The organism is Cytobacillus sp. BC1816 (assembly GCF_051353635.1).
Classification (GTDB): Bacteria; Bacillota; Bacilli; order Bacillales; family Cytobacillaceae; genus Cytobacillus; species Cytobacillus oceanisediminis_C.
On the sequence record NZ_CP195611.1, the window covers coordinates 4,563,274 to 4,576,504 of the forward strand.

A 13,231-nucleotide genomic window follows, 5' to 3' on the forward strand; every position below is an offset into this window, starting at 1 on the left:
ATGTCGGCATGACATCGCTTTTTTTTATTTATACTGTATGGCCGAACTCCAGCTCAGCTAGGCTTTTTTTTAAAACAGTGCTGCCTTCCTGATCAATTTTGAGGCAAAGGATTTCCATTTCCGGGAAAGCCCGCTGAAGCCCTTCAGCCACTGCTGAAGCACTTTCCGACTCAGCAAGGCAGAGAACCGCCGGTCCGGCACCGCTTAAGGCAACTCCAAATGCTCCGAGTCCTGGTGCTGCTTTCTCTATGGCCTCCAAATGGGGAACCATTTTCTTTCGGTAAGGATGGTGGAATAAATCTTCACTCATCATCTTTCCTGCCAGGGAATAATTTCCGCTAAGCAGTGCTGCTACCATGACATTGCCGACTGCCCCAGCCTGTACGGCTTCTTTAAAAGACCATTCTTCAGGCAGGACTCCTCTGGATTCCTTTGTAAGGAGCTCTTCTTTTGGCACCACTGCTATAACTTCAAATTTTATATTTTTAATGCTTTGAACAGAAACCTCTTCCTCTGACATGCAGCCAATAACAAGGCCTCCGAGAAGGGAAGCTCCAGCGTTATCAGGATGCCCCTCCATTCGTGATGACAGTTCAAGCTTTTCATACTGGCTCAGTTGAAGATCACAAAGAGCGTCAGCCAATTCAATTCCCGCTACAATGGCTGCAGCGCTTGATCCAAGTCCGCGCGTTAAGGGAATATCACTTGCAATTCTAGCTTTGCATCCTGGAAGCTCTCTTCCATATTTCTTTGCGGTATCTATTGCAACTTGAAAAATAAAATTCGATTCATCTGCAGGGTAGATGCTTAGCGGCTCTGATAAAGGAATCATTTGAAACTTATCTGCCCTCTCGGCTTCAAGCGTCAAATATAAATTTAATGCGAGACCGATCGAGTCGAAGCCTGGCCCAAGATTTGCAGTGCTGCCCGGTACTTTGATGACAACCATTTCACCTTCGCTCATATGTGAACGGCTCCTTTAATATGATCCGCTACTGCTTTTTCATCATTAGGAAGCAAAACTGGCTTCACAGGGCTGCAATCAATGGCTGTATTAGGATCCTTAAGCCCATTCCCAGTCAGGATGGCCACAACCTTTGTTTTATGCGGAATCTCCCCATTGCGAAGCTGTTTATATATTCCCGCAAGCGAAGCACATGAAGCTGGCTCAGCAAAAATCCCTTCAGAAGAAGCAAGTTTACGATACATGCAAAGAATTTCTTCATCGCTGACCTCTTCAATCTTCCCATTTGATTCTGATAATGCTGCATTGGCTAAGAGCCAGCTCGCAGGATTTCCGATTCGGATGGCTGTGGCGATCGTTTCGGGATTTTCAAACACACGGTTATGAACGATGGCCGCTGCACCTTCAGCCTGTACTCCATGCATTTTTGGAAGACCAGTGCCTCGCAGCTCATTATATTCTTTGAACCCTTTCCAATAGGCAGAAATATTACCTGCATTGCCCACAGGCAGGGCAAGGATATCCGGGGCGCCACCAAGCTGGTCGCAGATTTCAAAGGCCGCTGTCTTCTGGCCCTCTAGACGATATGGATTAACCGAGTTTACGAGAGTAATAGGTTCTGTTTCGCTTATTTTCCGCACCATTGCCAGTGCCTGGTCAAAGTTGCCTTCAATAGATACAACTTCCGCTCCATACATAACTGCCTGCGCCAGCTTTCCCATAGCGATTTTTCCTTCAGGGATGACAACCACACATCTCATGCCGGCTCTGGCTGCATATGCAGCGGCTGCTGCAGAGGTATTGCCGGTGGAGGCACAGATGATGGCATCACTTCCTACTTCTTTCGCCTTTGCAACAGCCATAACCATGCCTCTGTCTTTAAATGACCCTGTTGGATTTGCTCCTTCCGTTTTCACATAAAGGTCAACGCCCCAGTCCCTTGAGAGTTTATCCAGCCTGATCAGGGGAGTGTTGCCCTCATTTAAGGTAAGCATTGGTGTATTTTCATTAACAGGCAAAAAATCTTTATATGTTTTTATAAGGCCTTCCCATCTCATACTCTGGCACTCCCTTCCACACGATACGAACTTTTGATTGTTTGGACTGCCGGTAAATCTCTTAAACTTACTAATATATCCTCATAATCCTTAAGAGATGCCTGGTGGGTAACCAGCACAATCTCTGCAAGCCCTTTTTCTTTTAAAGGAAGCTGCAGGATTTTTTCGAAGCTGACATGGTGCTCTGAAAATATGGATGTGATGTTTGCAAAAGTCCCTACCTCATCTTTGACATGCAATCTTAAGAAATACTTCGAATAAATTTCATCTGCACCTTTTAATTTCTTATCATATTGAGGGGCTACCGCGCTTTTTCCATTTACCCCAAGACGCATGTTTTTCATGACACCCACGAGATCCGATACCACTGCTGTAGCTGTAGGCAGACTGCCCGCCCCAGGTCCGTAGAACATTGTTTCCCCTACCGCTTCACCGTAAACATATACAGCATTATATTCATCCTGAACCGATGCAAGCGGGTGAGACTCGGACAGCAAAGTCGGCTGAACGCTTACCTCCACCTTCTGCCCCTCCCGATGGGCAATCCCGATCAGCTTCATGGTGTATCCAAGCTGCTTGCCGTACCGCAGGTCCTCTTCTGTAATATCTGTAATGCCTTTAACCTTTACATCATCAAGGTCAATATTCATGGAAAAACCAAGTGTTGACAGGATAGCCATTTTCCTTGCTGCATCCAGGCCCTCCACATCTGCAGTCGGATCGCTTTCCGCATATCCCAGCTCCTGGGCTTCTTTCAGAACTTCCTCATAAGCGCTCCCATTCTTGCTCATCTTTGTCAAAATAAAGTTTGTTGTCCCATTCACAATTCCCATCATTTTTGTAATTCTGTCTGAAGCCAAACCATCTACCAGCCCTCTTAAAATGGGAATGCCGCCGGCCACACTTGCCTCATAAAAGAGGTCACACCCATTTTGCGTGGCAGCAGCCAGCAATTCAGGTCCATAAACAGCCATTAGGTCCTTATTTGCCGTCACCACATGCTTGCCATTATCCAAAGCTTTCTTTAAGTGATTTCTTGTTTCTTCTATGCCGCCCATTACTTCAATTACTACATCTATATCAGCATCATTTAAAATGTCTTCAGGATTTAGCGTCAGCAGATCCCTGTCCACTTTAACGGCTCTTTCTTTATCTGCATCTTTAACAAGAACTCTCTTTACAACAACCGGACAGCCGACTTGGTGCATGAGTTTATCCTGGTGCTTCTCAATGATTTGCACCACACCTGATCCAACTGTTCCTAATCCTAATAAACCGATTGAGATTGATTCCACGCTAGCTCCCCCTTCAGTGTTCGCTATGAAAGTACATTTGTATTTGTATAGTAGACATTATAGGGTTCGAGCGGGGTTTTTACAATAGGCAATTTTCCGAAAATAATGAGTGGAAGCGCTTAACACACTGTTATATTGCGATTTTATTTTTTATTTTTTTTATCTATCAATAAAGGCACCCTGCTTTGGGGTGCCTTCATCACTTCTATTTGACTGGTGTCTTCGGTTTCTTTTCTGAAAGGACTAGATCAATGTTTTCCACACACAGCTGCATCATGGCATAGCGCGTTTCAATGCTGGCACTTCCGATATGGGGCATAGCCACTACATTCCTCAGCTCCAGCAGAGGGTGGTCTTCGCCAATTGGCTCCTCCGCAAAAACATCCAATCCTGCCGCTGCAATAACTCCTGCCTTCAGTGCTTCATATAAATCATGTTCATTCACAACCGGCCCTCTAGAGGCATTTACAAAAACAGCCATGTCTTTCATCTTCTGGAAAGCATTTCGGTTAAATAAATTCCTTGTTTCTTCTGTCAAAGGAGTCAGGCAGACAACGAAATCTGAGCGTTCGAGCAATTCATCAAAGCTGACATATTGGGCTCCCAGTTCCTGTTCCGCATCCGGCTTCCTCGAACGATTGTGATATAATATCTCCATATCAAATCCAGCTGCACGCTTTGCAACTGTTTTCCCGATATTCCCCATCCCTACAATTCCGATTGTTTTATGATGCACATCCTGCCCTGCCAAAAGCAGCGGACTCCAGCTCTTCCAATTGCCTTTCTTCACAAACTCAGCAGCCTCCACCATTCTGCGTGCAGCAGCAAGCACAAGTGCAAACGTCAGGTCGGCAGTTGAATCATTTAATACCTCTGGCGTATTGGTCACCGTGATTCCGAGACTTTTTGCTGTCTCAACATCCACATTATCATAGCCGACAGCCATATTGGCTATGATCTTCAGCTTCCCCCCTGCTTTTAGAACTTCCTCATTCACCGGCTCTGATAGCATAGTTAAAAGGGCATCTGCTTTTCTTGCCTCCTGTAAGAATACACCGTAAGGAACCGGCACATCTTCTCGATCCCACATTTCAACTCTGTACTTTTCTTTTAAAATGGCAATAACATCTTCAGGCAGCTTCCTGCTGATAAATACGTATGGTTTCATTAAAATATCCCCTCTTTACATTCTCAGCTTTATGTTCCATTCGCCAAGAAAGAGGCATTTCCCTGCCTTTTTTCAGCTCTTGATCCAATTCACCAGAGGAATCCTGAGCTTTTTGAAGGGGACCTCGGCAAATTCAAAAAATCCGCCCAGAAAACGCTCATGATCATCAGACTGCCAGAGATATTTCTGCAGGCGCTCCTGAAGCCCAAGCTTCTGCTGTTCAGAATCTGCACCATAATAATTTTCTATTGTTTCAAAATAATGGAGAGGAAATAATAGACGAGCGTAGTATAGCCGCCATGAAAAGGAGGATAATGGCCCTACACTTTGATATTCGGATAAAAATTGCCGCAGATCCGGCTGATACGTTTTTATATTATGGAAATATTTCTCTCTCGTCCATTCCGCCAAATCTCTGGATGAATGATCAAATACCCAGTCAAATGGGTTTTTCATATAATAACTGTCTCCCCAGGTGGCCGATGTTAGTCTTATATGACAAACGGTTCCGCTGTCTGCCAATCCGGGTTCGTCATCAAGCTCTGTATCCACAAGGTATTGAATAGAATTTTCAGCAAGCCCCATATAGTATGGAAACGACTCTAAAAACATTCTCTCAAAATCATTTTCAGGCTTTTGAAAGAGCATCTCATTCCACACCTTTTCCATTTGGTCCAGCCGCTGTTCCCAAAGCTGTTTCCACTGCCCGATTCTGCTCGTTTTTTTCACTGGAAACGAAATGCTCCTGCCTCTGTAATGGAACTTTGCCAGCTTTCGCCCAAACTGATTTTGTTTTCTGCTCAGTGTATGCCGATTAACCAGAATGCAAAAGCGGCTATCGTTCCAATCAATTGACTGATTACCTTCCTTCGTTTTCAAAAAAGTGCTTATGTTCCTATCCCCGCAATTGGAAAGGTGTTCAGCCATTTGGTCCAGTTCTTTGAGTTCTTCTTCATCTGTATGACCCGCAGGCACAAGCAAATAGAGCTGTCCCTGCTTTCGGCACGCATCATATTTTCCGATTCTCATCGTATCCTCTGCTTCTATGCCAAATTGTTCTTTCAAAAGTTTTCTAAACATTATACCACCTCATTTTAGAGAGATCCTTAAAGGATATATATGATAGAAGACTTTAAAACTTGTTGTTTTCTTGGATAAGACTGTGTACCTTGGAAATGATATAGGAAATGAAATTTTTCTGTTTCAGCGGCATCGGGCATATTTGATAAAAAAAGGGTATATACATAGTGGAAAGATCTAAAACACAGGACCTTACGCTAGGACTGGACTTTCACGCAATTATTTAATAACCAGAAAAGGTGAAGCCAATGAATGAAGAAAAAAAAGCAGTTAACGTTACAGAGCAGACAGCACGTAAATGGCTCCATGAAAGAGGGGTAGAAATTCAGGATATAGCTGATTTAGTGTTCTTCCTCCAAGAGAAATATCACCCCGATTTACAAATGAAAGATTGCATTCATAATGTTGAGCGTGTTTTATCAAAAAGAGAAGTCCAAAACGCCATTTTAACGGGTATTCAGCTTGATATGCTGGCTGAGGAAAAGAAACTTTTAGAGCCGCTGCAGTCGATTATCGCTACAGATGAGGGTTTATACGGAGCGGATGAAGTATTGGCCTTATCTATTGTAAACGTATATGGTTCCATCGGGTTTACCAATTTTGGGTATATCGATAAATTGAAGCCTGGCATTCTGAAGGATCTGAACGATAAGAGTTCAGGAAGATGCCATACCTTCCTCGATGATATTGTAGGAGCTATCGCTGCAGCAGCTTCGAGCAGGCTGGCACACAGTGCCGAAAATGCGGAATAAAAAAGGATGGAGAGCTTTTCTCCATCCTTTTCTATTTAAAGTCCCAATCCGCTAATGAATCGAGCACATAGTCAGGCTTTTTGTTATAACCCTTTAATAACTCTTTCGTTGTTACACCCGTATGGACAAGCAAGGTATCCATACCGGCATTCATTCCTGCTAAAATATCTGTATCATAGTTATCCCCAACCATCAGGGTTTCTTCCTTAGCTGTTCCTAGCACCTTTAAAGCCTGCTCCATGATTATCGATTCAGGTTTTCCGATAAACACAGGCTCTGTTTGTGTCGATACAGTGATGACAGAGGTTAGTGACCCATTACCCGGAAGCAGCCCTCTTTCTGTCGGAATAGCAATGTCTCCGTTTGTGGAAATGAATGCTGCTCCATTCCGGACAGCCAGACAGGCGATGGATAGCTTTTCATAGTTAATGGAGCGGTCAATCCCCACCACAACGTAGTCCGCATGCTCTTCAGCAAAGCTTAGCCCCTTTTCAGCCAGCGCTTCCCTTATTCCTTCTTCTCCGATTACATATACCGAAGCATCGGTTTGCTTTTCATATATGTAGTTAGCAGTAGCCATGCTCGTTGTAAAAACCTGCCCCTCTTCAGCAGGGATGCCAAACTTCACAAGCTTCTCCGCTACCTGGGCAGGTGTTCTGGACGAATTATTCGTCACAAACAAATAGGGCAAATCCAGTTCCCGAAGCATATTGACAAAATCAGCTGCCTCACTGATCAGCTCTGTCCCGCGATACATGGTGCCATCTAAATCGATTAAGTATCCTTTATATTTTTTCACAGCCATCTCTCCTAAATGATCTATGCTTTTATTAGTATCCCTATTTTTTAACTGAACTATCGCCCATAAAAGCTATCTTAAAGGAACGTGGTGAATTGTGCAATTTTTCACTATTGCACGGATAAATAATACAGTAATTCGCGTAAAAAACTCTTGAACCGGAGTCCTCGCTTAACCTTGTTTTATTATATAATGACAGCACCCATCACCGGCAGCCATACAGGATTTGATATCAACATGATCAGCAGAAAGAAAATCTTTGATAAACTCTTTTTCAGACCTGCAGATTTGTCTAAATTCTTCTGCTGTTTCAATATACGGGCAATTAAACTCTTTGAGATGGACTTGGCCTTCCTCTATTCGCACTTCCGGCATAAAGCCTTCAAGCAGGAGAAGGTCCTCAAGCACCTGGAGCTTTTCTGAAAAAGACTTCCCGACTGTCTGAATCTCATACTGCTGTACGAGGCGGTTCTTCCTTCTGGAAAACAACTCTGTAATTAAATGGCCCTGCCCCATGCTTTTTAGTTCTGTTAATAATTCAACACTTAACTGCTTGTATTTTTTCGGAAACAGATCTTCGCTTTTTGCTGTTAGCTGGTAAAGCTTCGAAGGGCGCCCTTTTGTTTGCCTCTGGATTGCAGATTTAATAAAACCATCTTTTTCAAGTGCCTGAATATGCTTTCTGACGGCCATTTCTGATATTCCCAGTTCTTTGGCCATTTCCAGTATGGAAAGTTTCCCCGTTGTTTTAATCAACCCCAAGATCACTTCTTTTGTTGAATTTTCGCCAACATGCATGACATTCACCGCCCTTCTCTTTATTCAAACCTAATATGCTCCCTAGGTACAAAAGCGAGCGCCTGGATCAGATGAGCTCCAACTAAAAACCGCCACGTCCTGTGGCGAACGTTGAAGCCAGCACATCCTGTACAAGTCCGACAGGCATAAGACGAATCACGCAGGAAACCTTCCAAAGCAATCTTTGGTCGGGCGATGTATCGCTGACGTAGCGTTCCTTGTCCTGATTTCTGGAGTGATTTGGCTTATGACCCGAGGGGCTAGGCGCTGGAGCTAGATGCAAACAACCTTTCCACAGAGTCAGTTCCATTTTAAAGTTTCCTATACAGAGAAAAAGATCGGATTTCTCCGATCTTTATTGAGGTTTAAAAGCAGAAACCGGTCCCAGTTCATTGATTAGATACTCCCTGACCCTGCCAGGAAACTCTTTAATCATGGGCATATGACTGCTTATAGCTGTTATTAGGCCCTCATGATTGACGTCTGTGTAATTTTGGACGAGCATTTTACGATATGTAATGAACTGTTTAAAGCTATTGCTCATTTCTTTGCTGATAACCTTTTCGTCGTCAAGAATATCCACGATATCATCGTAGCTGCCTGGATCCCTCATGATAAAGCCGTCAATCATCGTATTTCCAGTATCAAGGATAGCTTCGATCATAATTTGGGCAATTCGTTCCAAGGCTGCCTTTTCAATAGGGGATGTCCACTCTTTCACTTCTTCAAAAAGGGAGATTTGCTGTTCCAGATAACTGAGTGTGTCTTCGACCTTTTCCCTGTCTACGAAATACATAATGCTTCCTTCCTCCTATGAAGATTTCAGGCTCTTGGTTAAAGTATCCGGCCGAGCGTAGAAATATCCCTGAGCTAAATCGACATTGTTTCTGGAGAGAACCGATGCCTCCCCTTCACTTTCAATTCCCTCGGCAACCACCAGTGAACCCGCTTCTTTCGCCACTAAAAGGAGACCCTTCAGCATGGATTCTTTTACCCTGTTCGTATCAATGCCTTTAATGACGGAACGGTCGATTTTTATTATATCCGGCATAATCTCACTTATGGAATTTAAACTGGCATAACCTGCACCGGTGTCATCCACAGCCACCCGAAATCCTAATGTTCTTAATACCTTTATATTGTATATAAAGTTTTCAATACCTTCAATGGGATCACGTTCAGTAATTTCAAGTGTGATCTGTTCAGGAGGAATATTTTTATAGCCGGTGAGCATTTTCTTTACATCCCTCACAAACCTTTCATTCCCTATTGTTATCGGGGTGAAGTTAATAAATATATCCTGGGTGCAGCCTGTCTTAGTTATCTGTTCAAGTGATTTCTCAAGTACGATAAGCTCCAGATCATAAAGGCTGCCGGTCTGCCGTGCAATGGTAAAAAGCTGTAGAGGGCTTTCCAGGGAAGTGCCGCTCGGACCTCTTGTGAGCATTTCCCATGCCTTTACCTCGCCTGTAGCCACATTAATAATCGGCTGCGCCAGCATTTTGATATCCTTTTTAGCCACAATTTTATTTATTTTGTACATCATTTCATTAAACTCGGATCTGACTCTTTTTTCAGCCATTGCGAGTGCATGCTGATGGGCTTTGTAAACTGCTTCCTGAACAGACGAGTAATACTTCTTTTCAACAAACATATAACCCGCATCAATAACAGGCCTTATATGAGGTGTATCATTATGTATGTATTTTTCAGCTTCTTTGACAATTTTTTTCAGTGTTTGATCAATTTCTGTCACACAATCCCTGCCAGGGTCCACTTTCAATATCAAGGCAAGGCCATCACTATAATGATCATGCACGATAATGATTTGATTATCTTCAAGTTCCCGCTGAATGACTGCCAAAAATATCTCCTTAATGTTTTTTATAAACTGTCTGAAAGAAAGCTCACCCAGCTGTTCGGACAGGTCTTGCCAATTTTTAAAATTAAAAACAGCAACGGCCACTTCAAAACCTTGTTTCAGCACCAGATCTACTCCTTCTGCAACCGGGTCACGAATAATAAACTGAGGAGGGAAATACTTTATCTTATTTAAAGGAAGCATAAGTTTGCCCCAATTTCCAACAGGCTTAAATCTTTTTATGTAATGGTGGACCATACCTTTCATTCCTCTCAGGTGCCAGCTTTATTTTTGTATTGCCTATAAGCCTTTATTACTATGCTACCCTACCAGCTATTGTATCACAATATTTTGAATTGAGTATTTTTTCCTTTAATAGAAAAAAATATATATTTAGCCATTCATGGGTGAAAAGATGATAAAAAGATTCATCCCCTTCAAACATAAATCTAACAAGGACATGCTATAATCGGTTATATAAAACAACTGAGGAGTGTTATATTTGGCAGAACGCTTTTTCTTATATGATGATCTTGAAGAAACAAAAACCAGATTTGTCAGCTTTATGGGAGAAAATCAGCGATTCGATTTGGCTATTGTCCGTTCCGATCGCTATTATGGCAAACAATTGGTCCTTGATATCCAAGGAAGCAGATTTGCCATTATAGGGGAAGATGATTTAAAGGAAGAAGGCTATCTCGAGCATGTTTTTCAGCTTTCTGAGGAAGATGCAGAGGAGCTTAAGTCATTTCTCACGGAAATTGTTTAATATACGATAATAAACAGATACTAAGGGAGAACCTATTTTGCTGGGTTCTCTTTTTTCTTCTTTAAAGACCCTGCTGCATATAACTTCCTAAGGAGTGATAGCATGGACAATAAAGAAAGACGCACATACACCGATTTCTCAAATGTGGAAACGCAAAGGAATTTCCTTATTCCCGAGGACTTGCCTGAAGGTGCCTATGGCTCTCCCAGAAATGCAGATGAGCCGGTAGAGAACAAAAGCACCCCATGGCGGGAGGGCCAGCGCTACTATAGTGCCTTCAACTATGAGTTCAAGTCCCTCCACCAGAACTTGCCGCGGCAAATGCCAGGGGCGCACCCGCCGCATGATGACCCTGATAAAAATGAAGAACCGCCATATACAGAGACTTAAAAAAGCGTATGTGCCCCCACAAAGGGCTAGACAGCACCAAAAAAGGGCCGGGTTCCCCCCTGCCCTTTTTAACTTTTCACTTTTTTCACAACAAAATAGGCACATCCGAAATTACAGAATTCGTAAAGATACTCGGTCAGAGTACTTATTTTTGTATCAAATGAAGCCTTTTGGTTCTGATCGTCGAAAAAGCCGCGGAGACGAAGCTGACCATATCCCCAGTCGCCAACTATATAGTCATATCTGGATAAAATTTCGCTGTATCTCCCGCGAAATGCTTCCTCATTGAAACCATTCCGTTCTTCATGAATCAATTCATAGCAGATGTTATTAATGCAGACCAATTTATTCACCTCATCTTAAAAAGCATATGTACTGGTATTATATTGGAAATCACAGGATATGAAAACAAACCAATATTTGTCCTAATTAAATTATAACTGATTCCCCATCAATTACTAAGAGAAAAAAATTCAGCAGTGGCAATTCTATAGATGAGGAGGTGTTTATAGTGAAAAAATCACTAATCATTCTTGGCATCAGCAGCATCGCTGCACTGACTGCCTGTCAAAACAATGCCGCAAAAGAAGATATCTATGAAGAAACCGGTCACACCATAAATGTAAATGACCAGCGTGCTGATTTATACAATAGGGATATGGGCAACGGCCGAAACGGCCGAAACAATATCGGTGAAGACTTCGGATATGTGCGTCATCAAAAAAGCCCAATTATGGGAGACAACGTTTCAGCGGATCACTATGCTGCCATTGATCGGGAGCAGGTTGCAGATATTATCGGAAAATATTGCACCGAAGTTCCGAATGTGGACGATATTTCAACTCTTGTAACAGATGAAGAAGTCCTGATCGTATATAACACGGACACAAAAAATCGCAATCAGACAGCTGATCAGGTGAAGAAGATGGCCATGTCTGTTGTCCCAAGATGGTATCATGTCTATGTAAGTGATGATACTTCATTAAGGAAAAATGTTGAAAACTATGCAACAGTTGATTCTGATGGACGAAATGCAGAAAATGGCATTAACCAGTTAATTAAACAAATGCTTAAATCTCCTCAAGGAGAAAGAATGAGTGAGAGTGAAAATGAAAACGGTGAAATGCAGGGCGAAAGAAACGATGATATAGATAAAGATGATCTGGGAGAAACCGTCAAAAAAGCAGGAAATCGTTAACCAAGAAAAGCGGAAACAGTCATCGACGTTTTAAATTTTGTACTTCCTTACTTTGAAAAAAGAGTCCAGCGATGGCGCTGAACTCTTTTTTTCATCTTATGCTTCCTGGATTTCCTTTTCTCCCATAAGCTGCTTTTGCTTGGATGCGGCATTTACCTGCTCATCAGCATGATAGGAAGAGCGGACAAGCGGGCCTGCTTCACAATGGCTGAATCCTTTGCTCATTGCAATGTCCTTCAGCTCCTGGAATTCTTCAGGTGAATAATATTTCAAGACCTTAAGATGTTTCTTAGAAGGCTGCAAATATTGTCCAATTGTCATAATGTCTACATCATGAGCACGGAGATCATCCATTACTGCAATAATTTCCTCTTTTGTTTCGCCGAGCCCGATCATCAAGCTGGATTTTGTAGGGATATCCGGCTGCATTTCTTTTGCGCGCTTTAAAAATTCAAGAGAACGCTTATACTTCGCACGCGCTCTAACTCTTGGAGTCAGACGCTCGACTGTTTCGATATTATGGTTAAGAATATCAGGACGGGCATCCATAAGCATTTTCAGGTTTTCATACACACCGCCCATGTCTGAAGGCAATACTTCAATTGTAGTGAACGGACTTTTTCTCCTGATGGCACGGACCGTTTCTGCGAAAACAGCAGCACCGCCATCCTTTAAGTCATCTCTTGCTACCGCTGTTACAACCGCATGCTTTAAGTTCATGAGTGCAACAGAATCCGCCACTCGTTCTGGCTCCTGAAGATCCAATTCAGTCGGCAGGCCCGTTTTGACTGCACAAAAACGGCAGGCACGCGTACAAACATCCCCAAGAATCATGAACGTAGCAGTCCTTCTTACTGCCCAGCATTCATGAATGTTGGGACATTTAGCTTCTTCACAAACAGTATGCAGATTCTTTTCCCTCATCATTTTTTTAAGGCCAGTATAATTTTCATTCGTGTTTAACTTTATTTTCAGCCATTCCGGCTTTCGCAAGTACTCTTCTTTTTTGCTCATTTTCCCACTCCTTAAAAGACTGAAGCTAGACGTGTAGAAAAGCGGAGGCGCCTTGTTCACCCCCGACAAGCACAAGACGAGCCTC

At 42.8% G+C, this 13,231-nt stretch carries 15 protein-coding genes; 4 read left to right on the plus strand and 11 right to left on the minus strand.

Annotated features, from left to right (window positions below):
- Nucleotides 1–28: 28 nt before the first annotated feature.
- From thrB to yutH, 5 genes are all read right to left on the minus strand, one after another.
- Entirely contained in the window at nucleotides 29–964 is a 936-nt protein-coding gene (gene thrB, locus ACR42H_RS23185) for a homoserine kinase (RefSeq protein ID WP_113883616.1), read from the minus strand.
- Nucleotides 961–2,022 (minus strand): threonine synthase, encoded by a 1,062-nt coding sequence (thrC, locus tag ACR42H_RS23190; RefSeq protein ID WP_436373467.1) that lies wholly within the window; start codon nucleotides 2,020–2,022, stop codon nucleotides 961–963. The genes thrB and thrC overlap by 4 nt, the downstream gene beginning before the upstream one ends.
- Nucleotides 2,019–3,317 carry a homoserine dehydrogenase gene (locus ACR42H_RS23195; protein ID WP_436373469.1) on the minus strand — a complete coding sequence of 433 codons (1,299 nt, stop codon included), beginning with the start codon at nucleotides 3,315–3,317 and terminating at the stop codon, nucleotides 2,019–2,021. Before ACR42H_RS23195 ends, thrC begins: the two co-directional genes overlap by 4 nt.
- A 205-nt stretch (nucleotides 3,318–3,522) precedes the next feature.
- Nucleotides 3,523–4,485 carry a 2-hydroxyacid dehydrogenase gene (locus ACR42H_RS23200; RefSeq protein WP_436373471.1) on the minus strand — a complete coding sequence of 321 codons (963 nt, stop codon included), beginning with the start codon at nucleotides 4,483–4,485 and terminating at the stop codon, nucleotides 3,523–3,525.
- A gap of 72 nt (nucleotides 4,486–4,557) precedes the next feature.
- The gene (yutH, locus tag ACR42H_RS23205; protein ID WP_113883620.1) at nucleotides 4,558–5,565 is read right to left on the minus strand and encodes a spore coat putative kinase YutH; all 1,008 of its coding nucleotides are present in this window, start codon (nucleotides 5,563–5,565) and stop codon (nucleotides 4,558–4,560) included.
- Between the two features lie 248 nt (nucleotides 5,566–5,813).
- On the opposite strand from yutH, the gene ACR42H_RS23210 reads away from it, so the two are divergent.
- Nucleotides 5,814–6,317, plus strand: a complete 504-nt coding sequence (locus tag ACR42H_RS23210) for a phosphatidylglycerophosphatase A family protein (RefSeq protein ID WP_113883621.1) — start codon at nucleotides 5,814–5,816, stop codon at nucleotides 6,315–6,317.
- A gap of 31 nt (nucleotides 6,318–6,348) precedes the next feature.
- Here the strand turns inward: ACR42H_RS23210 and ACR42H_RS23215 are convergent, their stop codons facing one another.
- From ACR42H_RS23215 to ACR42H_RS23230, 4 genes are all read right to left on the minus strand, one after another.
- Entirely contained in the window at nucleotides 6,349–7,116 is a 768-nt protein-coding gene (locus tag ACR42H_RS23215) for a TIGR01457 family HAD-type hydrolase (protein ID WP_436373474.1), read from the minus strand.
- Between the two features lie 171 nt (nucleotides 7,117–7,287).
- Nucleotides 7,288–7,914, minus strand: coding sequence for a helix-turn-helix transcriptional regulator (locus ACR42H_RS23220; RefSeq protein WP_113883623.1), 627 nt, complete (start codon nucleotides 7,912–7,914; stop codon nucleotides 7,288–7,290).
- 355 nt (nucleotides 7,915–8,269) lie between these two features.
- Nucleotides 8,270–8,710 (minus strand): DUF86 domain-containing protein, encoded by a 441-nt coding sequence (locus ACR42H_RS23225; RefSeq protein WP_436373476.1) that lies wholly within the window; start codon nucleotides 8,708–8,710, stop codon nucleotides 8,270–8,272.
- A gap of 15 nt (nucleotides 8,711–8,725) precedes the next feature.
- The gene (locus tag ACR42H_RS23230) at nucleotides 8,726–9,979 is read right to left on the minus strand and encodes an EAL domain-containing protein (protein ID WP_436373478.1); all 1,254 of its coding nucleotides are present in this window, start codon (nucleotides 9,977–9,979) and stop codon (nucleotides 8,726–8,728) included.
- Between the two features lie 298 nt (nucleotides 9,980–10,277).
- Here ACR42H_RS23230 and ACR42H_RS23235 point away from each other — a divergent pair, with 298 nt between their 5' ends.
- Nucleotides 10,278–10,544 (plus strand): DUF3055 domain-containing protein, encoded by a 267-nt coding sequence (locus ACR42H_RS23235; protein WP_436373480.1) that lies wholly within the window; start codon nucleotides 10,278–10,280, stop codon nucleotides 10,542–10,544.
- A 102-nt stretch (nucleotides 10,545–10,646) separates the two neighbouring features.
- Nucleotides 10,647–10,934 carry a cytosolic protein gene (locus ACR42H_RS23240; RefSeq protein WP_436373482.1) on the plus strand — a complete coding sequence of 96 codons (288 nt, stop codon included), beginning with the start codon at nucleotides 10,647–10,649 and terminating at the stop codon, nucleotides 10,932–10,934.
- A gap of 68 nt (nucleotides 10,935–11,002) precedes the next feature.
- On the opposite strand, the gene ACR42H_RS23245 is transcribed toward ACR42H_RS23240, so the two are convergent.
- Nucleotides 11,003–11,278 (minus strand): YutD family protein, encoded by a 276-nt coding sequence (locus ACR42H_RS23245; protein WP_113883628.1) that lies wholly within the window; start codon nucleotides 11,276–11,278, stop codon nucleotides 11,003–11,005.
- Between the two features lie 167 nt (nucleotides 11,279–11,445).
- Between ACR42H_RS23245 and ACR42H_RS23250 the strand changes: the two genes are divergently transcribed.
- Nucleotides 11,446–12,132: a YhcN/YlaJ family sporulation lipoprotein gene (locus ACR42H_RS23250; RefSeq protein WP_113883629.1), complete on the plus strand. Its 687-nt coding sequence runs from the start codon at nucleotides 11,446–11,448 to the stop codon at nucleotides 12,130–12,132.
- A gap of 96 nt (nucleotides 12,133–12,228) precedes the next feature.
- Here the strand turns inward: ACR42H_RS23250 and lipA are convergent, their stop codons facing one another.
- Nucleotides 12,229–13,146: a lipoyl synthase gene (gene lipA / locus ACR42H_RS23255; RefSeq protein ID WP_113883630.1), complete on the minus strand. Its 918-nt coding sequence runs from the start codon at nucleotides 13,144–13,146 to the stop codon at nucleotides 12,229–12,231.
- Nucleotides 13,147–13,231: the final 85 nt, after the last annotated feature.

What these genes read in the sequence shown, in the direction of transcription:
- ACR42H_RS23200 (WP_436373471.1), bottom strand. Translation starts at nt 4,485, where the DNA reads ATGAAACCATACGTATTTATCAGCAGGAAGCTGCCTGAAGATGTTATT.
- thrC (WP_436373467.1), bottom strand. Translation starts at nt 2,022, where the DNA reads ATGAGATGGGAAGGCCTTATAAAAACATATAAAGATTTTTTGCCTGTT.
- lipA (WP_113883630.1), bottom strand. Translation starts at nt 13,146, where the DNA reads ATGAGCAAAAAAGAAGAGTACTTGCGAAAGCCGGAATGGCTGAAAATA.
- ACR42H_RS23210 (WP_113883621.1), top strand. Translation starts at nt 5,814, where the DNA reads ATGAATGAAGAAAAAAAAGCAGTTAACGTTACAGAGCAGACAGCACGT.
- yutH (WP_113883620.1), bottom strand. Translation starts at nt 5,565, where the DNA reads ATGTTTAGAAAACTTTTGAAAGAACAATTTGGCATAGAAGCAGAGGAT.
- ACR42H_RS23240 (WP_436373482.1), top strand. Translation starts at nt 10,647, where the DNA reads ATGGACAATAAAGAAAGACGCACATACACCGATTTCTCAAATGTGGAA.
- ACR42H_RS23230 (WP_436373478.1), bottom strand. Translation starts at nt 9,979, where the DNA reads ATGCTTCCTTTAAATAAGATAAAGTATTTCCCTCCTCAGTTTATTATT.
- ACR42H_RS23220 (WP_113883623.1), bottom strand. Translation starts at nt 7,914, where the DNA reads ATGCATGTTGGCGAAAATTCAACAAAAGAAGTGATCTTGGGGTTGATT.
- thrB (WP_113883616.1), bottom strand. Translation starts at nt 964, where the DNA reads ATGAGCGAAGGTGAAATGGTTGTCATCAAAGTACCGGGCAGCACTGCA.
- ACR42H_RS23225 (WP_436373476.1), bottom strand. Translation starts at nt 8,710, where the DNA reads ATGTATTTCGTAGACAGGGAAAAGGTCGAAGACACACTCAGTTATCTG.